The organism is Thiobacillus sp. SCN 63-57 (genome assembly GCF_001725555.1).
Classification (GTDB): Bacteria; Pseudomonadota; Gammaproteobacteria; order Burkholderiales; family Thiobacillaceae; genus Thiobacillus.
The window spans coordinates 16,671-35,120 of record NZ_MEGP01000017.1 but is presented as its reverse complement, the minus strand read 5'-3'; the positions used below and the strand labels follow the sequence as shown (position 1 = coordinate 35,120).

The window sequence follows — 18,450 nt, the reverse complement described above, 5'->3', positions numbered from 1 at the left end:
CGGCGACCTTTTTAGCCGGTGCTGCCTTTTTGGCTGCCGGCTTGGCGGCGGCTTTCTTGGCTACGGGCTTGGCTGCCGGTTTTTTTGCGACGACCTTTTTAGCCGGTGCTGCCTTTTTTGCTGCCGGCTTGGCGGCGGCTTTCTTGGCTGCGGGCTTGGCTGCCGGTTTTTTTGCTGCCGGTTTGGCAGCGGGTTTCTTTGCTGTTGCCATCTAACACTCCTTAGAAGTTGAACACATTCACTTATCACTACAGCTTGATGCCACGTGCAGTCAGAATTTGCACTTCCAAAGCGTGGTACCGACAGGCAACTGATTTGCCCGAAACCCGCTAGAAACGGGCGATACCGAGGCTCCGCTTGGTGAGCCTCATTCTAGTTACTTTTCTTCTGTGTTCAATGAATAGTCAAGGGATGGTGGGAATAATTCGATAAAAGATGTCGCGGTCAAGCAAAATGTATCGAACCGATACCAATATCCGGAGAAATTTCAGATCCACATAATTCTATGAAAGTCAGTCTACAAGCCGTTCTCCGGAAATCATGCTGTCCTGCGTCTCGCGTTCCCTGATGAGATGGATTTCATTCTTGTCGATCAACACTTCTGCGGCGCGTGGGCGCGAATTGTAGTTCGATGCCATGCTCATGCCATAGGCGCCCGCCGAAAGCAGGGCCAGAAGATCCCCTTCCTCGATCGCCAGATCGCGCGCAAAGCCAAGAAAGTCGCCGGTTTCGCAGATCGGGCCGACGATGTCGTAGCGCCGGACTGGCGTTGTCCGTTGGTCGACGGCGACGATGTCGTGATACGCCTCGTAGAGCGCTGGCCGCATCAGGTCGTTCATTGCGGCATCGACGATGGCGAAATTCCGGTCTTCGCCTGGCTTCAGATATTCGACACGGGTGAGCAGGAGACCCGCGTTGCCGACCAGCGAACGTCCCGGCTCCAGTAGCAGTTTTTCGCGGCGCCCGGCAAAGCGCCCAGCCAGCTCGCGGCCGTAGGCGGCGAGATCGGGCGGCGTTTCGTCGCGGTACCGGATGCCGACGCCGCCGCCGAGATCGATGTGGTGCAAGACGATGCCTTCGGCTGCCAGCGCATCGACCAGCGCGAACACGCGGTCGGCTGCATCGGCGAGCGGCGACAGATCGGTCAACTGGGAGCCGATGTGGCAGTCGACCCCCGTGACCTTCAGGTTGGGCAGGCTCGCGGCGAGGCGGTACAGCGCGGGCGCGTCGGCGATCGGCACGCCGAACTTGTTCTCCTTGAGGCCGGTAGAGATATAGGGGTGCGTCTTGGGGTCGACATCCGGGTTGACGCGGAACGAGATCGGCGCGACCTTGCCCAGTGTGCCAGCCACGCGGTCGAGCCGGTGCAGTTCGCTGACCGATTCGACATTGAAACAGAGGATGCCGGCACTGAGGGCGGCGCGCATCTCGTCGGCAGTCTTGCCGACACCGGAGAATACGACCTTGCTCGGGTCGCCGCCGGCAGCCAGCACGCGAGCCAGTTCGCCGCCGGAGACGATGTCGAAGCCGGCGCCGAGTCGGACGAACAGGTTGAGGATGGCCAAGCTGGAATTGGCCTTGACCGCATAACAGATCAGATGCGGCGTATCCGCAAATGCCTGGGCGTAGTCTAGGTAGGCCATCTCGAGCGCCTGCCGGGAGTAGACATAGAGGGGGGTGCCGAAGCGTTCGGCAAGCGTGTCCAGTGCCACGCCCTCAAGATGGAGGCGGCCGTCGATGCGATGCAGGGTGTTCAATTGGGAGTCCGTTGCGGTGCGGCAGGATTTTCGGGAAGATACAGGTCACCCTTGGAGCCGCAGGCCGTCAGACCGAGCCCGCATAGCAGCAGGGACACTATATATAAGGTGCGCAGTTTCATGCGCGAAATGTTAGCACGGGACATCATGATGCAAAGCGAATCAAACGAGGCCGACTTCACGAAGGCTGCCGGTGCAACCCTGGCCCGTATCGAACAGGTACTGGAAGACGCTGACCTGGATTTCGAGACACCGGCCGACGGCATCATCGAGGTCGAGTTCGACGACGGCAGCAAGATCATCATCAATCGCCACGGCGTGGCGCGTGAAATCTGGGTGGCCGCTCGCTCGGGCGGCTTCCATTTCAAACCGCAGGATGCCGGCTGGTTCGACACCAAGAGCGGCGAACCGCTCTACGACAAGCTGGCTGCGCTGATCGCCGCGCAGGGCGGCGTCATGGTCCGCTTCTAGACGCATTTGAAAAGCCAGGCGCTCACCCTGTTCGACCTGGTCGAGCGGCTGTCGCTGCTGACCCGGGCCGACCTCAGGCAGGCGGGCGCGGCGCAGGGCCTGCAGCCGGTGCACCTGCAGGTGCTGTTCTACCTGAACCAGGCCAATCGCTTCAGCAACACGCCGCAGGCGCTCACCGAATATCTCGGGCTGACCAAGGGCACGGTGTCGCAGACGGTGCTGGTACTGGCGCGCCGACGCCTGATCTCGCGCTATGCCGACCCGCGCGACGGCCGCGTGGTACGGCTGATCCTGACCGAAGGCGGTACCAACCTGTTGAAAACCCTGAGCGCCGGCGGCGCCTGGCGCGACATCGTGCAGACGGCGAGTCCGGCGCGGGTGACGTCGGCGATGGTGGTGCTGCGGCAGGTGCTGGCGCAGGTGCAGGCGCAAAGCGGAAAACGCAGCTTCGGCGTGTGCGCCACCTGCCGCTACAACCAGCGGCTGGGGCCGCGCAGCTATTTTTGTGGGTTGATGCAGGAAAAGCTCAGCAGCCCCGAAGTGCGGCGGATCTGCCGCGAGCACGCACCGCCGGTGGCGCTGGAGACGGCCTAAAGCCGCTGGCGCGCACGCGCGATCGCCGCGCGCACCTGCGCCGGCGCGGTGCCGCCCAGGTGGTTGCGGGCGGCGAGCGAACCTTCCAGCGTCAGCACGGCGTAAACGTCGCCCGTGATTACCGGGCTGAAGGCCTGCAGTTCGGCGAGCGGCAGGTCGGCCAGGTCGCGACCGGATGCTTCCGCTGCCCGCACCGCGCGCGCCACGACTTCATGGGCATCGCGGAAGGGTACGCCCTTTTTCACCAGATAGTCGGCCAGGTCGGTGGCGGTGGCGAAGCCCTGCATCACCGCCGCCCGCATCGCCTCCGGCTTGACAGTCACCCCGCGCAGCATGTCGGCATAGATGGCCAGGGTGTCGGTCAGGGTGTCGACGGTGTCGAACAGCGGTTCCTTGTCTTCCTGGTTGTCCTTGTTGTAGGCCAGCGGCTGGCCCTTCATCAGGGTCAGCAGGGCGACCAGGTGGCCATTGACCCGCCCGGTCTTGCCGCGCACCAGTTCGGGCACGTCGGGATTCTTCTTCTGCGGCATGATGCTGGAGCCGGTGCAGAAGCGGTCGGCCAGGTCGATGAAGCCGAAGCGCGGGCTCATCCACAGGATCAGTTCTTCCGACAGGCGCGACAGGTGAGTCATGACCAGCGCCGCGGCGGCGGAAAACTCGATGGCGAAGTCGCGGTCGGACACGGCGTCGAGCGAGTTCTCGCATACCGCTTCGAAGCCGAGCTGGTCGGCGACGAACGGGCGGTCGATCGGGTAGCTGGTGCCGGCCAGGGCGGCTGCGCCCAGCGGCAGCCGGTTCACGCGGCGGCGGCAGTCGGCCATTCGCTCGGCGTCGCGCGCCAGCATCTCGAAGTAGGCCAGCAGATGGTGGCCGAAGGTCACCGGCTGCGCCACCTGCAGGTGGGTGAAACCCGGCATCACGGTGTCGGCGTGTTGCTCGGCGAGGTCGACCAGCGAGGTCTGGCAGGCGCGGAGCCCACCCAGGATGCGGTCGATCGCGTCACGCAAGTAGAGGCGGATGTCGGTCGCCACCTGGTCGTTGCGGCTGCGTCCGGTGTGCAGGCGCTTGCCGGCGTCGCCAATTTTTGCGGTCAGTGCGGCCTCGATGTTGAGGTGGACGTCCTCCTTGTCGAGCGACCAGCTGAACTGGCCGGCGCGGATCTCGGCCAGCAGCTCGGCCATGCCGCGCCGAATCGCTTCGAGATCGTCCTTGGACAGGACGCCGACGTGGTGCAACATGGCGGCGTGCGCCAGCGAACCCTGAATATCGAACTCGGCCAGCCGATAATCGAAGGGAATCGACGCGGTATAGCGTTTGACGATTTCGGAAACCGGCTCGGAAAAGCGGCCGGACCAGGCGGCGGGCGCGCCGTCCGGCGGTGTCGATGACGTGCTCATGGGACAAAACGGGGAATGAAAAGAAGGAATCATAACAACCGGCAGGTCGAATTGCCGAACTTCTGTCACCTGGGGGTGAACCTGCGCATCGCACTGACGGCGGAGGCGGCGCTGGTGGCGGGTGTGGTGGCGCGGGTGGCGGACGCTCAGGCATTCTGGGCCGAATTCATCGGACTGTCGGCGCTTGCGCAACCAGCCTTGTTGTTGACCCTGCTGGCACTGTGTGCGGCGGGACGCTGGTTGCGCAGCCAGCCTTACCGGTTGGGGGTGGCATTCACGCTGGCATTGGGCGTCGCGGTGCCGATGCTGGTCACGCTGTGGTTGAGTCCGGTGCTCGCCGGCGGGGAGGCGTATCCCCCCATCGGCGTGGCGCTATTTTCTCTGTTACTTGGTGCAGGCCTGCTGGCCTATTTCAATTTGCGCGCCCGCGCGCTGTCGCCCGCGATCACCGAGGCGCGCCTGCAGGCCTTGCAGGCCCGTATCCGCCCGCATTTCCTGTTCAACAGCCTGAATGCCGTACTGTCGCTGGTGCGCAGCGACCCACGCCGTGCTGAACGCGCGCTGGAAAACATGGCCGACCTGTTTCGGGCGTTGATGGGAAACGCCAGCCAGCTGGCGCCGCTGGAAGACGAAGTCGCGCTCACCCGTGCCTATCTGGAACTCGAGCAGTTGCGCCTGGGCGATCGCCTGCAGGTCGCCTGGCATATCAATAAAATGCCGGCCGACGCGCTGATCCCCCCCCTGGTGATCCAGCCGCTGGTGGAAAACGCGGTCTACCACGGTATCGAGCCGCTACCGGACGGGGGCGAAATCAGCCTCAATCTCTACCGCAGCGCCGACAAGGTCCACATCGTCGTGCGCAATCCGATCGCCACCGATGCGAGCCATCACAAAGGCAACCGCATCGCCCTGGCGAACATCCGTGAACGTCTGCTGCTGCATTTCGACCTCGACGCCCAGCTCAAGTTAGAACCGCTGGGTGCCGTTTATCAGGTGCACATCGTGATTCCCTATACCCGTGAACGCACCCAACCTGCCCCTGCGCGTCCTCATCGTCGATGACGAGGCGCCGGCGCGCCGCCGTCTGCGTGACGTGCTGGCGGATTGTGCCGATCAGTTGCCGGTCGATATCGTCGGCGAGGCCGATAACGGGCTGGATGCGCTGAACCAGATCCAGCAGTACCCGGTCGACGCAGTATTGCTCGACATCCGCATGCCCGGCATGGATGGCCTGGAATGCGCGGCCCACCTCAATACACTGGACAAACCACCGGCCGTCATTTTCAGTACGGCCTACGAAGCCTATGCCTGCCAGGCGTTCGATCTCAATGCGGTCGACTACCTGCTGAAGCCGGTGCGTGCCGACCGCCTCCTCCGCGCCCTGTCACGAGCACATAGCCTGAGCGATAGCGTGCTGGAACGATTGCGAGCCGTGCACCCCAAGGCGCGGACGCATCTTTCGGTCAATGAAAAGGGCCGTATCGTGCTGATCCCCGTCGCGGATATCCTCTACCTCAAGGCGGAGCTCAAGTACGTCACCGTGCGCACGGCCGCCCGTGAATTTCTGATCGAAGAATCGCTCACCCGGCTGGAAAGCGAATGGGGCGACACGTTCCTGCGCATCCACCGCAACTGCCTGGTTGCGCGAGCGCGCATTCGGGAAATCGGCAAGTTGCCTGGCGAAGACGATGGCCACTTCCTGCGTCTGGACGGATTGGACGAACGGCTGATGGTCAGTCGGCGACAGTATTCCACGTTGCGCGAGACCTTCAAATCCGCCTGAGGGGCGGGCATGCTCATACGGTAGTGGTGGGATGTCCCTGCTTTTTGGGGTGAGGCTTAAAATAAATTCCTTTTCTATCATGCCCTTAGGCTGCGCCTACAACTAAAGTTGTATAGCCGGATTTCGTTCTCCTTCGTAGGATGACTGGGCTTGCTGTTTCGCAGTGAGCAGAAGTTCTCCGCAATGAGGAACGTGTCTCCTCAATTCTGCCGGGTTCGCAAGAACCCGGCATTTTTTTGCCTGTGCCAGCTATCATGCGGCCATGAAGAAAGACATCACGGATCAGAACCCGCAAGGGGTAGGCCTTGGTTGGCCCCGCGAGGGGGAGACCCCTTCGGATCGCGCGTCGACAACCGGGCTCACCGAAATCGAACTGGCCAGCGAAACCGTTTTCAAGGGGCGGCTGATGCACGTCAAGTGCGATCGCGTGCGCCTGCCCAACGGCGGCGAATCGACTCGCGAATACATCATCCACCCCGGCGCCGTTGTCATCATCCCGGTGTTCGAGAATGGCGACCTGCTGCTGGAACGCCAGCATCGCTATCCGCTGCGGCGCGATTTCATCGAGTTGCCAGCCGGAAAAATCGATCCCGGCGAGGACGATCTGACCTGCGCAAAGCGCGAACTGGAAGAGGAAACCGGCTACACCGCTGCCGAATGGCGCGAGGTCACCACCATCTATCCCTGCATCGGCTATTCCGACGAGCGCTTGGCGTTCTATCTGGCGCGCGGACTGACACCCGGCAACCATGGCCGCGATCCCGACGAATTCCTGGAAATCCTGCGAGTCCCGTTCGGCGAGGCGATGGATTGGCTACGCAGTGGAACGATCTGCGAAACCAAGACCGTGATCGGGCTGTTCTGGTTGGAGAAGATGTTGGAGCAAGGCTGGTAACGCATGGCGCATTCTGCCCGCCTGGCCCTGTCGGTCGCCGCGTTTTTCGGGGCGTGGCTGCTGATGTTCTTCTTGTCGCTGATGGTGCTGCCCGAGTCCCTGCACTGGCTGCAGCCCATCGTGGCACTGGGGTTTGCGATCTGGGGCGCGCGTCGGGTGTGGCGGCAACTCGAGGACGTCGCTGCAACCAGCCTGCCGGTGTTCGTCGGCACGGGGGCGCTGGCGCTCGGCGGTCTCGGGTTCGTGCTGGGATTTTTCGGCCCCATGATCTTCGCGCCCGAGGCGAATCAGGGGCCGATGCTCGGCATCTTCATCACTGGTCCGGGCGGCGCGGTGCTGGGAGCGGCCGCCGGCTGGATCACCTGGCTGAAGCGCCGCTAGTTTTCCGGCTGGTAGGCCAGGTTCGGCGCCAGCCAACGCTCCGCTTCCACCAGCGTCCAGCCCTTGCGGCGGGCGTAGTCCTCGACCTGGTCGCGTTCGATCTTGGCCACGGCGAAGTACTGGCTGTCGGGATGCGACAGATAGAATCCCGATACTGCGGCGCCCGGCCACATGGCGAAATTCTCGGTCAGCTTCACCCCGATTTGCGCCGCGGCGTCGAGCGCCTTGAACAGCGGGGCCTTTTCACTGTGCTCTGGACAGGCGGGATAGCCGGGCGCGGGCCGGATGCCCTGGTACTTCTCCGCGATCAGATCGTCATTGGCAAGCGCTTCCTCGCTCGCATAGCCCCAATATTCCTTGCGCACGCGCAGATGCAGATGCTCGGCGAACGCTTCGGCAAGACGGTCGCACAGCGATTTGAAGAGGATGGCAGAGTAGTCGTCGTGGGCGGCTTCGAAAGCCTTTGCGCGTTCGTCCTCGCCGATGCCGGCGGTGACGACGAATGCGCCGAGGTAATCCTTGATGCCGGATTCGCGCGGCGCGATGAAGTCGGCGAGGCACAGGTTGGCGCGGCCTTCCGGTTTTTTCATCTGCTGACGCAGGTTGTGCCAGACCATGAGCATTTTCTTGCGCGATTCATCCACATAGATTGCGATGTCGTCGTCGTTGACACTGTTGGCCGGAAACAGGCCGAACACGGCGCGCGCTTCGACCCAGTTTTCCGCGATCATTTTCTGCAGCATGGCCTGGGCGTCGTGGTAGAGCTTGGTCGCCTCGGTGCCGACCACCTCGTCGTCGAGGATTTTCGGGAATTTGCCGTGCAGTTCCCACGAAGCGAAAAACGGCGTCCAGTCGATGGCCTCAGCCAGCTTCGCCAGGTCGTAGGCCTTCAGTACATGGATGCCGGGTTGCTTCGGCACCGGTGGTGTGTAGCGGGTCCAGTTGATCTTGAATTTGTTGGCGCGTGCCTCGGCCAGAGGAAGCCGCACGGTATCGGACTTGTGCTTGAGGTGCCGTTCGCGCGTCTTGGCATAGTCGGCCTTGATGTCGGCAGCAAAGGCGCCGCGCAGGTCGTTCGACAGCAGTTGGGTGCAGACGCCGACCGCGCGTGAGGCATCCTTCACGTACACCACCGGGTGTTCGTAATTCGGCTCGATCTTCACCGCGGTATGTGCCATCGAGGTGGTCGCGCCGCCGATCAACAGTGGAATGGTGAAACCCTGGCGCTGCATTTCCTTGGCGACGTGCGCCATTTCCTCCAGTGAGGGCGTGATCAGACCCGACAGGCCGATGATGTCGGCTTTGTGCTCGCGGGCGGCATCGAGAATCTTCTGTGTCGGTACCATGACGCCGAGGTCGACGATGTCGTAGCCGTTGCAGCCGAGCACGACGCCGACGATGTTCTTGCCGATGTCGTGGACGTCGCCCTTCACCGTCGCCATGACGATCTTGCCCGCGCTCTGCGCGTCGCCGGCCCGCTTGTCGGCCTCAATGAACGGGATCAGGTGGGCGACCGCCTGTTTCATCACGCGAGCGGATTTCACGACCTGCGGCAGGAACATCTTGCCGGCGCCGAACAGGTCGCCGACGACGTTCATGCCGGCCATCAGGGGACCTTCGATCACGTGCAGCGGACGTTCGGCTTCCAGCCGCGCGGCTTCGGTGTCTTCGACGATGAATTCGGTGATGCCCTGCACCAGTGCGTGGCTCAAGCGCTCGTTGACCGGCAGGTTGCGCCAGGCCAGATCGACGATTTTTTCCTTGGCACCGCCCTTCACGTTTTCGGCAAAGGCCACCAGCCGTTCGGTTGAATCGGGCCGACGGTTCAACAGCACATCTTCGACGCGAGCCTTGAGCTCGGGGTCAAGGTTGGCATAGACGCCGAGCTGGCCGGCGTTGACGATGCCCATGTCCATGCCGGCCTGGATCGCGTGATACAGAAAAGCGGTGTGGATCGCCTCGCGCACGGCGTCGTTGCCACGGAACGAGAAGCTCACGTTCGACACGCCGCCGGAGACGTGCGCGTGCGGCAGGTTCTGGCGGATCCAGCGGGTGGCTTCAATAAAATCAACAGCGTAGTTGGCGTGCTCCTCGATGCCGGTGGCGACCGCGAAGATGTTGGGGTCGAAGATGATGTCCTCGGGCGGGAAGCCGACGGTTTCGGTCAAGAGCTTGTAGGCGCGCGCGCAGATCTCGGTCTTGCGCGCGTAGGTGTCGGCCTGGCCGGTCTCGTCGAAGGCCATCACGATCACCGCTGCGCCGTAGCGCCGGCACAGCTTCGCGCGCTCGATGAACTCGGCTTCGCCTTCCTTCATGGAAATGGAATTAACAATGCCCTTGCCCTGGATGCACTTGAGGCCGGCCTCGATCACGCTCCATTTCGACGAGTCGATCATGATCGGCACCCGCGCGATGTCGGGCTCCGAGGCGATCAGGTGCAGGAAGCGCACCATCGCCGCTTCGGCGTCGAGCATGCCCTCGTCCATGTTGATGTCGATCACCTGGGCGCCGTTCTCGACCTGCTGGCGCGCGACCGACAGCGCGTCGTCGTAGCGGCCCTCGAGGATCATGCGGGCGAAGGCCTTGGAGCCGGTGACGTTGGTGCGCTCGCCGACGTTGACGAAGAGGCTGTCCTTGCTGACGTTGAACGGTTCCAGCCCCGACAAACGCATGGCCGGTTCCACGACGGGCGGGATGCGCGGTGCCACGCCTTCGACCGCCTTGGCGATTGCAGCAATATGGGCGGGCGTGGTACCGCAGCAGCCGCCGACGATGTTGAGCAGCCCGGCGCGCGCCCATTCGCCAATGTGTACGGCCATTTGTGCGCCGTCCATGTCGTATTCGCCGAAGGCGTTGGGTAGACCGGCGTTGGGGTGGGACGAGATGAACACGTCAGCCTTGTTGGATAGTTCCTCGACATACTGGCGCAGCAGGTCGGGTCCAAGCGCGCAGTTGAAGCCGATTGAAAGCGGCCGCGCGTGGCGCACCGAATTCCAGAAGGCTTCGCCAGTCTGGCCGGAGAGCGTGCGCCCGGAGGCGTCGGTGATGGTGCCGGAGATCATGACCGGCAGCCGCAATTGGTGGGCCTCGAAGTACGCCTCGATGGCGAACAGCGCAGCCTTGGCGTTCAGCGTGTCGAATACCGTCTCGACGATCAGGATGTCGACGCCGCCCTTGACCAGACCGTCGATCGCCTCGAGGTAGGCTGTGCGCAATTGGTCGAAAGTGACATTGCGAAAACCGGGGTCGTTTACGTCCGGCGAAATGGTCGCCGTGCGCGAGGTGGGGCCCAGCACGCCGGCGACGAAGCGTGGTTTGTCCGGATTCTGCGCGGTTGCCGCGTCGGCGGCTTCGCGTGCCAGTTGGGCCGCGGTGAAATTGAGCTCCGGCACCAGATGTTCCATGTGGTAATCCGCCATGGAAATCGCGGTGGCATTGAAGCTGTTGGTTTCCAGGATGTCCGCGCCCGCTGCCAGGTACTTGTTGTGGATTTCCCGGATGATATGCGGTTGCGTCAGCGAGAGCAGATCGTTGTTGCCTTTGAGATCGTGCGCAAAATCGGCGAAGCGTGTGCCACGATAGTCGGCTTCGCTGAGCTTGTAGGACTGGATCATCGTCCCCATCGCACCATCGAGAACCAGGATACGTTGGGCGAGCAGCGAGTGGAGCAGGGCGGTGCGGTTGGACATGATGCAGGCGGATGCGGACAAACTTGAATGGTATCACTGCCGGGGCGGAGCCCTGTCGGCGACTGTTGACATGTCGACATAGCTATCGGGTTTGCCACATGGCGGAATGCGGCGTCCCGAGCGGACAGGCCTGGCAAGCGCCGACCGGACTGGTCTGATCCTTGCAGTGCTCTTGCCATGCAAAATGCAAGGTACTCGATCTCACGAGCATTCGGATGACGACAAGAAAACACCTGACCCCAATCCTGCTGGCCCTCCTGTTGGGTGCACTGTCTCCTCATCCGGCATGGGCGGCCGACCGTGCGGTACAGGCCTCGGACTTTTACGAGGATGCATTGGTCCGGATGCAGAACAAGGACACCAAGGGCGCCATCGTCCAGTTGAAGAATGCCTTGCAGCAGGACAGCAAAATGCTGCCGGCCCTGGTCCTGCTGGGCAAGGCCTACCTCGACAGTGGCGCACCCTTGGGCGCGGAACGCGTGCTGGCGGATGCGGAGCGGTTGGGAGCGGACCGGTCGCAGATCATCGCCATGCAGGTCGAGGTCTACAACCTGCTGGGCAAGAATCAGGCTTTGCTGGAGCGCTTTTCGCCTGATGGACTCCCGCCCGAGGTGAAATACAAGGTGCTGGTCACGCGCGCCTATGCGCAGATCGACCTCGAACAGACGCGCGCGGCGATCCAGTCTCTGGAACAGGCCCGGCAGCTCGAGCCCAACAATCCGGCCGCGTTGGTTGCGCAATCGATGGCCTATTTGCGCAGCGGAAACTTTGCGGATGCGGCGGCCATGGCGCAGTTGGCCATCACCAAGAAACCGGACGATCCCGCCGGCTGGAACATGAAAGGCTCGATCGCCCATGCGCAGGGGAATGCCCCGGATGCGCTGGCAGGCTATGGCAAGGCGCTGACCTTGAAGCCCGATTATCTGGATGCGCTGATCGCCCGGGCGTCCTTGCTGTTCGATCTCAACCGCGACAAGGAAGCGGCCCGGGACGTGGCTGTGCTGAAGCAGAAGTTTCCGGACGATCCGCGAAGCGCCTATCTGCAGGCGCTCCAGGCCGGGCGGCAAGGAAAGGATACGGAAGCGCGCAATGCGCTCACCGCGGCGGCTAGCGCGCTGGATGCCCTGCCCTTCGAGGCAGTGCAGACGCGTCCGCAACTGGTGCTCCTGGGCGGCATTGCCCATTACAGCCTGGGCCAGAATGAAAAAGCCAAGACCTATCTGGGCAGTTACCTCAAGAAATATCCCCAGCACATGGGCGCGCGCAAGATCATGACCGCCATCCTCATGAGCGAGAAGGATTACGCCAAGGCAATCGCGTTTCTGGAAGGGCCGGCGCGGGCGCGGCCCAACGATCCCCAGGCGCTGTCCTTGCTGGCAACCGCGTACATGGCGCTGGGCCAGCATTCCAAAGCGGTTTCGCTACTCGAGCAGGCCGAGGGAATGAGTGGCGGCAATACGCCGGATATCGCCGCGAATTTCGGCCTGAGCCTGATTGGGGTCGGGCAGGAAGTGCAGGGTATGGCGCAGCTGCAAAAGGCCTACGCAAAAACCCCTGGCCGTGCCTACTCGGGCGTTCCGCTGGCCATCATGTATCTCAAGCAGAACCAGGCCAAACCGGCCATACAGGTGCTGCAGGCCGTGCTCAAGAACGAACCGCAGAATCTGACCGTGCTGAACCTCCTGGCGGTGGCGCGCGGCGTGTCGAAAGACACGGCTGGCGCCCGTAAAACCTATGAGCAGGTGCTGGAGAAGAACCCAAACTTTACCCCGGCCAAGCTCAATCTGGCGCGTCTGGACCGATATGAAGGCAAGCCGGAGGACGCGCGCCGCCGTCTGCTGTCCGTGCTCAAGGGCCAGCCGAAGAACCTGGATGCGTTGTATGAGCTGGCTCAACTGGAGCTGGCTGCCGGGCGCACGCAGGATGCGGTGCGCTGGCTGGAGAAAGCGCGTTCGTTCAACCCGCAGAGCCTCAGACCCAACCTCATGCTGGTCGATCTGTATCTGGGCACGGGTGACGCGCAGAAAGCATTGAACATCGCTAAGGACGCGCAGGCCTCCAATCGGGATAATCTGCCGGCCCTGGCGGCGCTGGGCCGGTGCTATCTGGCCATCGGCAATCGTGGCCTGGCGCGCGAAAACTTCAAGCGCATTACCCAGCTGGCGGGGTTCGATGCCGATTGGCAGCAGCGTGCGGCCGAGTTCCAGATCAGCGCGGGCGACTACGAAGGCGCGCGCTATTCGCTGGACAAGGCCTTGCTGAGCAAACCGGGCTACTTCCCGGCGCTGCTGCTCAAGGCCGGCCTTGAAAAATTCTCGGGCAACCTGGAGGCGGCCGACAAGCAGGCGCGTGCCCTGGCTGCCCAGTATCCCCGAGCTGCCGCCGTGCAGCAGCTGCTCGGCGACATTGCCATGCAACGCCAGCGTTATGGGGAAGCCATCACGGCTTACGGTGCCGCATACAATCTCGAGAAAAATGCGACGCACGCGATCGGTTTGTACAACGCCTACAACGCGTCGGGCAACCCGGCCAAGGCGCTGGCATTCATCCAGTCCTGGGTCGGCAGCAATCCGGCGGATCCCGCTGCCCGTCGCGTCCTGGCCGGGTCCTATGTCCAATCAGGACGGCTGGATCTCGCGCAACAGCATTACGAAACCCTGAGCCGGCAACTGCCCAACGACGCCGGCATCCACAACGACCTGGCCTACGTCATGCTCAAGCGGCGTCAGCCCGGCGCGCTGACCGTGGCGGAACGGGCCTATCAACTGGCGCCGAACGATGCCAATGTGGCCGACACCCTGGGCTGGGCCTGGGTGGAAGCCGGGCAGGTCGAGAAAGGTCTGCGCTACCTGCGCGAAGCCCAGGTGCGGTCGCCGGAAAACCCCGAGATACGCGACCATCTGGCCGAAGCGCTGAGGCGCAAACAGGCGGGCAGCAGATAAGGGGTTGGCGTTGGGCCGGGCCGCAGTCGGTTTTTTTTACACAACGCCCCGGAAAGCATGGTACCGAGTAGGGGGATGTGATTCATCTATTTGATAATTAATGAAAAACAATTTTTGGTACGGCTGTTGCTTAAAGTAAAGCGTGTATTCCTTGGATAAGTAAGGACCAATCAAAATGACTAGAAAATTCTGGCAGGCAATCAGGGCGGCGAGCGTGATGGCAATCGGGCTGGGTGTCATGAACACCGCCCAGGCTACCTATTCCTCGAACAATAATTGCGGCGGGGGCACGACCAACCCCAATTGCGATACCTGGACGTTCAATAACCAGACGAGCAACACGCAGGGCGGCATCACGGCCACGGCCAGCGGATGGTCCAATACGGTCGGTTCCGCCAATATCCTGCTGGACAGTGCCTACATCACCTTGAACGGCAGCAGCGGTCTGGGTGTCCGGAACAACGATTGCAGCGGTTTTGCCAATTGCACGGGCGGAGGCAGTGACGCCAATGAGGGACTCAGCCCCGAACATGCGATCGATAACAATGGACGCACGGATTCCATCCTGTTTTCGTTCACGGACAAGGTGAATCTCACGTCCTTCTCCGCAGGCTGGGTCTCGACCGATTCCGATTTCACTGTTCTGGCGTATACGGGGGCAGGTAACCCAGCCACGCTGGCCGGTCAGTCCTATGCGGGTCTGCTGTCCAACGGCTGGTCGCTGATCGGGAATTTCCTCGCGGGTTCCAGCACGGGCGCGCATGATTTTGCCAACAACACCTATTCCAGCTACTGGCTGATCGGCGCATTGAACACCATGGTCGGGGGCGACTCGACCAAGGCGGGGAATGACTATTTCAAGCTGATCTCGCTGGCGGGTTGTACCTGCGATAACGCCCCGCCCGGAACCCCGGGTTGCAGCACGGGCGGCGGCGGTGGTGGCGTCCCGGAACCTGGCACCCTGTTGTTGATGGGGGCAGGGCTGCTTGGCCTGACACGTTTCAAGGTCCGGCGTACGATGCCCGCCGTTGCCGCCTGACGGTATCGGTCGAGTAAACCAAGGCCCCGCTAGTCGGGGCCTTGGTTTTTTGGGGTACTGAAACCGATCTGCTAGGGTGGGTAAGAACGTCACTGCGGAGCGCACGATGAAACATATGACCCCCCGGGAATCCCACGAGTTTTTGCAACAGCATCCTGAGGCGGTGTTCATCGATTGCCGCTCGGAAATCGAATACCTGTTCGTTGGCCATCCGGTCGGCGCAATCCACATTGCCTGGCAGGACGGACCGGATTGGGACGTCAATCCCGATTTTCTAGGGCATGCGCGCAAGGCGGCATCGGTCAATCGGCCCGTAGTGCTGATCTGCCGTTCAGGGCGGCGCTCGATGGAAGCGGGACGTTACCTCGAGAAATACGGGTTCCCCGAGGTCTACAACGTGCTGCATGGGTTTGAAGGCGATATGGATGAAACGCGTCATCGCAGCACAAAAAATGGCTGGCGCCATGACGGCTTGCCCTGGGAGCAAACCTGAGTCTTCCGTTCACGGGAAGCCCCAAGCAAGACTGAGCAAACCGATAGTCGCCGCCCATCCGGGCACGATTCCTTGTCTCCAGGAAGGCTTCGTTTTTCTTCAGGCCCCTACGTGGACAGAACGATCAGCCCAGCGACACGCCCAGCCAGGCGCCGATGAAATAGGTTGCCAGCCCCGCCGTGCCGCCGATGCCCAGCATGCGCAGGCCGCTCAGGAGGGCGTGACGGCCGGTGAACAGGCTCATGCTGGCGCCGACGGCGAACAGTCCCAGTGCCGTCAGCCCGATCGAGACAGGCAGCGCCTGGTCGTAACCGAACAGGAAGGGCAGTAAGGGCAGCGCCGCGCCTGCCGTGAAGGCGGCAAACGACGAGATGGCCGCCACCCACGGCGAGCCGAGTTCGTCGGGATTCAGGCCGAGCTCCTCGCGTGCCAGGGTATCGAGCGCGCGTTCGGGGTCCTGCATCAGGGTGTCGGCCAGCCGCCGCGCCTCGGCTGCGTCCATGCCCTTGGCGGCATAGATCAGCGCCAGTTCGGCGGCCTCTTCCTGGGGGTATTCGTCCAGCTCGTCGCGTTCGAGGCCGATCTGGTATTCGAACATTTCGCGCTGCGAACGCACCGACACATACTCGCCCGACGCCATCGAGAATGCGCCCGCCAGCAAGCCGGCCACGCCGGTCAACACGATGATCGAGGGCTCCGGGGCGGCACCCGCCACGCCATAGATCAAGGCAGCGTTCGATACCAGACCGTCGTTGACGCCAAACACCCCGGCACGCAAGGCATTGCCCGCGGCACCGTTCTGGTGGCGCTTGCCGATGTCGTCGCGCCGAAGCGGCATGGGATGCGGCGGGTTTAGCGTATAGAGCGCCATGCCGCGTACCTTCATCGCCGCCAGCACGCCGCGCATGGCACGCGGCTTGAATCTGCGGGTGAGGGTGGCGACGACGCGCGCGCGCAGATCGGGCCGGAACGCGGCGGGCGGTTGCCCGCCCTTTTGCATAATGGCGGCCAGCCATATTTCCGCCTGGTCGTCGGCCGCCTGCGCCAGTTCGTTGAACAGCGCTTCGCGCGTCGTGCCGCGCTCGCATTCCGCGACGACGCGGTACAACCAGGCCGACTGCTTTTCTTCCTGCCAGGATTCGTAGGGATCACTCATGCGGGAGGCCGTCGGTATTGAATGGCTTCGGCGAGATGCGCCGGTGCGATCGCGTCGCTGTCAGCCAGGTCGGCCACGCTGCGCGCGAGCTTGAGGACGCGGTGATAGGCGCGCGCGGACAGGTTCAGCCGCGCGATCGCCTGCTTCAGCAAGTTTTCCCCAGCGGTATCCAGTTGGCAGAACTGTTCGATTTCCTGCGTACCGAGCGAGGCATTGGGTTTGTCCTGCCGCTGCATCTGGCGTGCGCGCGCCGCCTGCACGCGGCCGCGGATGGCCGCGCTGGGTTCGCCGGCGCTGGCCTGCATCAGTTCGGCTTGCGTCAACGCCGGCACGCTGATCTGGATGTCGATGCGGTCGAGTAGCGGTCCCGAAATGCGTCCACGGTAGCGCGCAATCTGGTCCGGCGTGTCGCGGCAGGCCTGGGTCGGGTGGCCGAGGTAGCCGCAGGGACAAGGATTCATTGCGGCGACCAGTTGGAAGCGCGCCGGGAAATCGGCCTGCCGAGCGGCGCGGGAAATCGTGATGCGCCCGGTTTCCAGCGGCTCACGCAGCACCTCCAGTACCTGTCGGGAGAATTCCGGCAGTTCGTCGAGAAACAGCACGCCATGGTGGGCCAGTGAAATCTCGCCCGGACGCGGGTTGCCGCCGCCACCCACCAAGGCCACCGCCGAGGCCGTGTGGTGCGGCGCGCGAAAGGGGCGGCGCTGCCAGTGTTCGTGGCGGAAACCGCCATTGAGCGAAGCGACCGCGGCCGCTTCCAGCGCCTCGGTCTCGTCCATCACCGGCAGAATGCCTGGGAAGCGTGCGGCCAGCATTGACTTGCCGGTGCCGGGCGGGCCTGACATCAGGATCGAATGTCCCCCGGCGGCGGCGACTTCGAGCGCGCGCCGGGCGGCGGCCTGGCCTTTGACGTCGGCGAAGTCGGGATAGTCGGGCGTCAGAGGGAGGGCGCCCGATTCGGGCGCGGAGAGCGTGGCCTGCCCTGCGAGCCAGGCACAGACAGCGAGCAGGCTCGCCGCCCCCAGCGTCTCGACGCCGCTGGCGAGCGCCGCTTCGCTCGCCGAGGCGCTGGGCAGCACCAGTTGCCGGCCTGCCGTGCGTGTCGCGAGTGCCATCGCCAACGCGCCGCGCACCGGACGCAATTCACCGGTCAGTGCGAGTTCGCCCGCGAATTCGGCGTGTTTGAATTTGTCGGCCGGAACCTGCCCTGAAGCGGCGAGGATCGCCAGCGCGATCGGCAGGTCGAAACGTCCGGATTCCTTCGGCAAATCGGCCGGCGCGAGGTTGACCGTGATGCGGCGCGCAGGGAATTCATAGCGTGCATTCTGGATCGCCGCCCGTACGCGGTCGCGCGCTTCCTTCACCTCGGTTTCCGGGAGGCCGACCAGCGTGAACGCTGGCAGGCCGTTGGCCAGATGCGCCTCGACCACCACCTCCGGCGCATGCATGCCGTTCAGCGCCCGGCTTTTGACGACGGCAACGGCCACTTAGGCGTCTTGGCTCTGCTGCTTTTCCAGTTCGGTCAGCCGCGCCTCGAGTTGCGCGAGCTTCGCGCGCGTGCGCGCCAGCACTTCGGTCTGCACGTCGAATTCCTCGCGGCTCACCATATCCAGCTTGCCGAGCATCGACGTGACGCCGGCCTTGAGATTCTGTTCGATGTCCTTGGCGGGGGATTGCTTCATGACCTCGCCCAGCTTGCCGACCAGATCGTTGATGAATGCAGGGGTGGGGAATTTCGGATTCGGGTTCATACGGCCTCCATGACAGGGAGAGTGTAACAAGCACTGCCCTGGTGGCGTACAGCGGCAACAGATCGAAACATGCGGCACGAAGAGGGTGCATGACGATTTGAT

The 18,450-nt window shown here is 63.1% G+C and carries 17 protein-coding genes; 9 read left to right on the top strand and 8 right to left on the bottom strand.

Going from position 1 to position 18,450, the window contains the following annotated elements:
* The 3 genes from ABT23_RS07710 to ABT23_RS14795 all read right to left on the bottom strand — a co-directional run.
* A partial coding sequence (locus ABT23_RS07710) for a hypothetical protein (protein WP_296633398.1) occupies positions 1-211 on the bottom strand: 211 nt, incomplete at its 3' end.
* 301 nt (positions 212-512) lie between these two features.
* Positions 513-1,757, bottom strand: coding sequence for a diaminopimelate decarboxylase (gene lysA, locus ABT23_RS07705; RefSeq protein WP_296633397.1), 1,245 nt, complete (start codon positions 1,755-1,757; stop codon positions 513-515).
* Positions 1,754-1,879, bottom strand: coding sequence for a lipoprotein (locus ABT23_RS14795; RefSeq protein ID WP_363153563.1), 126 nt, complete (start codon positions 1,877-1,879; stop codon positions 1,754-1,756). Before ABT23_RS14795 ends, lysA begins: the two co-directional genes overlap by 4 nt.
* Here ABT23_RS14795 and cyaY point away from each other — a divergent pair.
* Both cyaY and ABT23_RS07695 read left to right on the top strand, forming a co-directional pair.
* Positions 1,878-2,228 (top strand): iron donor protein CyaY, encoded by a 351-nt coding sequence (gene cyaY, locus ABT23_RS07700; RefSeq protein ID WP_051082138.1) that lies wholly within the window; start codon positions 1,878-1,880, stop codon positions 2,226-2,228. The two genes, ABT23_RS14795 and cyaY, sit on opposite strands and share 2 nt — an antisense overlap.
* 6 nt (positions 2,229-2,234) lie before the next feature.
* A complete protein-coding gene (locus tag ABT23_RS07695; RefSeq protein WP_296633396.1) occupies positions 2,235-2,822 on the top strand; it encodes a MarR family winged helix-turn-helix transcriptional regulator in 588 nt (195 codons plus the stop codon).
* Here ABT23_RS07695 and argH read toward each other — a convergent pair.
* A complete protein-coding gene (argH, locus tag ABT23_RS07690; RefSeq protein WP_296633394.1) occupies positions 2,819-4,219 on the bottom strand; it encodes an argininosuccinate lyase in 1,401 nt (466 codons plus the stop codon). The two genes, ABT23_RS07695 and argH, sit on opposite strands and share 4 nt — an antisense overlap.
* Before the next feature lie 15 nt (positions 4,220-4,234).
* On the opposite strand from argH, the gene ABT23_RS07685 reads away from it, so the two are divergent.
* The 4 genes from ABT23_RS07685 to ABT23_RS07670 all read left to right on the top strand — a co-directional run bounded on the left by ABT23_RS07685 (position 4,235) and on the right by ABT23_RS07670 (position 7,278).
* Complete coding sequence (locus ABT23_RS07685) at positions 4,235-5,281, top strand: sensor histidine kinase (RefSeq protein WP_296633393.1); 1,047 nt, start codon at positions 4,235-4,237, stop codon at positions 5,279-5,281.
* Positions 5,238-6,002 (top strand): LytTR family DNA-binding domain-containing protein, encoded by a 765-nt coding sequence (locus ABT23_RS07680; RefSeq protein WP_296633391.1) that lies wholly within the window; start codon positions 5,238-5,240, stop codon positions 6,000-6,002. The genes ABT23_RS07685 and ABT23_RS07680 overlap by 44 nt, the downstream gene beginning before the upstream one ends.
* Before the next feature lie 406 nt (positions 6,003-6,408).
* Positions 6,409-6,897, top strand: a complete 489-nt coding sequence (locus ABT23_RS07675) for an NUDIX hydrolase (protein ID WP_296633436.1) — start codon at positions 6,409-6,411, stop codon at positions 6,895-6,897.
* A gap of 3 nt (positions 6,898-6,900) precedes the next feature.
* Complete coding sequence (locus tag ABT23_RS07670) at positions 6,901-7,278, top strand: multidrug ABC transporter permease (RefSeq protein WP_296633390.1); 378 nt, start codon at positions 6,901-6,903, stop codon at positions 7,276-7,278.
* Here the strand turns inward: ABT23_RS07670 and metH are convergent.
* Positions 7,275-10,967 (bottom strand): methionine synthase, encoded by a 3,693-nt coding sequence (gene metH / locus ABT23_RS07665; protein WP_296633388.1) that lies wholly within the window; start codon positions 10,965-10,967, stop codon positions 7,275-7,277. The two genes, ABT23_RS07670 and metH, sit on opposite strands and share 4 nt — an antisense overlap.
* A gap of 215 nt (positions 10,968-11,182) precedes the next feature.
* Between metH and prsT the strand changes: the two genes are divergently transcribed.
* The 3 genes from prsT (at position 11,183) to ABT23_RS07650 (ending at position 15,441) form a co-directional block, all read left to right on the top strand.
* On the top strand, positions 11,183-13,909 hold the full coding sequence (gene prsT / locus ABT23_RS07660; RefSeq protein ID WP_296633387.1) for an XrtA/PEP-CTERM system TPR-repeat protein PrsT: 2,727 nt from the start codon (positions 11,183-11,185) through the stop codon (positions 13,907-13,909).
* A 175-nt stretch (positions 13,910-14,084) separates the two neighbouring features.
* On the top strand, positions 14,085-14,948 hold the full coding sequence (gene xdp1 / locus ABT23_RS07655; RefSeq protein ID WP_296633385.1) for an exosortase-dependent surface protein XDP1: 864 nt from the start codon (positions 14,085-14,087) through the stop codon (positions 14,946-14,948).
* Between the two features lie 76 nt (positions 14,949-15,024).
* On the top strand, positions 15,025-15,441 hold the full coding sequence (locus ABT23_RS07650) for a rhodanese-like domain-containing protein (protein WP_296633383.1): 417 nt from the start codon (positions 15,025-15,027) through the stop codon (positions 15,439-15,441).
* A 124-nt stretch (positions 15,442-15,565) separates the two neighbouring features.
* On the opposite strand, the gene ABT23_RS07645 is transcribed toward ABT23_RS07650, so the two are convergent.
* Genes ABT23_RS07645 through ABT23_RS07635 form a run of 3 tightly spaced genes read right to left on the bottom strand, consistent with a single transcriptional unit; the run spans position 15,566 to position 18,348 of the window.
* The gene (locus ABT23_RS07645; RefSeq protein WP_296633382.1) at positions 15,566-16,597 is read right to left on the bottom strand and encodes a VIT1/CCC1 transporter family protein; all 1,032 of its coding nucleotides are present in this window, start codon (positions 16,595-16,597) and stop codon (positions 15,566-15,568) included.
* The gene (locus ABT23_RS07640; RefSeq protein ID WP_296633380.1) at positions 16,594-18,084 is read right to left on the bottom strand and encodes a YifB family Mg chelatase-like AAA ATPase; all 1,491 of its coding nucleotides are present in this window, start codon (positions 18,082-18,084) and stop codon (positions 16,594-16,596) included. Before ABT23_RS07640 ends, ABT23_RS07645 begins: the two co-directional genes overlap by 4 nt.
* Complete coding sequence (locus ABT23_RS07635) at positions 18,085-18,348, bottom strand: accessory factor UbiK family protein (RefSeq protein ID WP_296633379.1); 264 nt, start codon at positions 18,346-18,348, stop codon at positions 18,085-18,087. It abuts the gene before it with no gap.
* Positions 18,349-18,450: the final 102 nt, after the last annotated feature.

Excerpts from the sequence above, each read along its gene's own strand:
- cyaY (WP_051082138.1), top strand. The coding sequence starts at position 1,878 with ATGCGCGAAATGTTAGCACGGGACATCATGATGCAAAGCGAATCAAAC.
- ABT23_RS14795 (WP_363153563.1), bottom strand. The coding sequence starts at position 1,879 with ATGAAACTGCGCACCTTATATATAGTGTCCCTGCTGCTATGCGGGCTC.
- argH (WP_296633394.1), bottom strand. The coding sequence starts at position 4,219 with ATGAGCACGTCATCGACACCGCCGGACGGCGCGCCCGCCGCCTGGTCC.
- ABT23_RS07685 (WP_296633393.1), top strand. The coding sequence starts at position 4,235 with ATGAAAAGAAGGAATCATAACAACCGGCAGGTCGAATTGCCGAACTTC.
- ABT23_RS07675 (WP_296633436.1), top strand. The coding sequence starts at position 6,409 with ATGCACGTCAAGTGCGATCGCGTGCGCCTGCCCAACGGCGGCGAATCG.
- ABT23_RS07670 (WP_296633390.1), top strand. The coding sequence starts at position 6,901 with ATGGCGCATTCTGCCCGCCTGGCCCTGTCGGTCGCCGCGTTTTTCGGG.
- metH (WP_296633388.1), bottom strand. The coding sequence starts at position 10,967 with ATGTCCAACCGCACCGCCCTGCTCCACTCGCTGCTCGCCCAACGTATC.
- prsT (WP_296633387.1), top strand. The coding sequence starts at position 11,183 with ATGACGACAAGAAAACACCTGACCCCAATCCTGCTGGCCCTCCTGTTG.
- xdp1 (WP_296633385.1), top strand. The coding sequence starts at position 14,085 with ATGACTAGAAAATTCTGGCAGGCAATCAGGGCGGCGAGCGTGATGGCA.
- ABT23_RS07645 (WP_296633382.1), bottom strand. The coding sequence starts at position 16,597 with ATGAGTGATCCCTACGAATCCTGGCAGGAAGAAAAGCAGTCGGCCTGG.
- ABT23_RS07635 (WP_296633379.1), bottom strand. The coding sequence starts at position 18,348 with ATGAACCCGAATCCGAAATTCCCCACCCCTGCATTCATCAACGATCTG.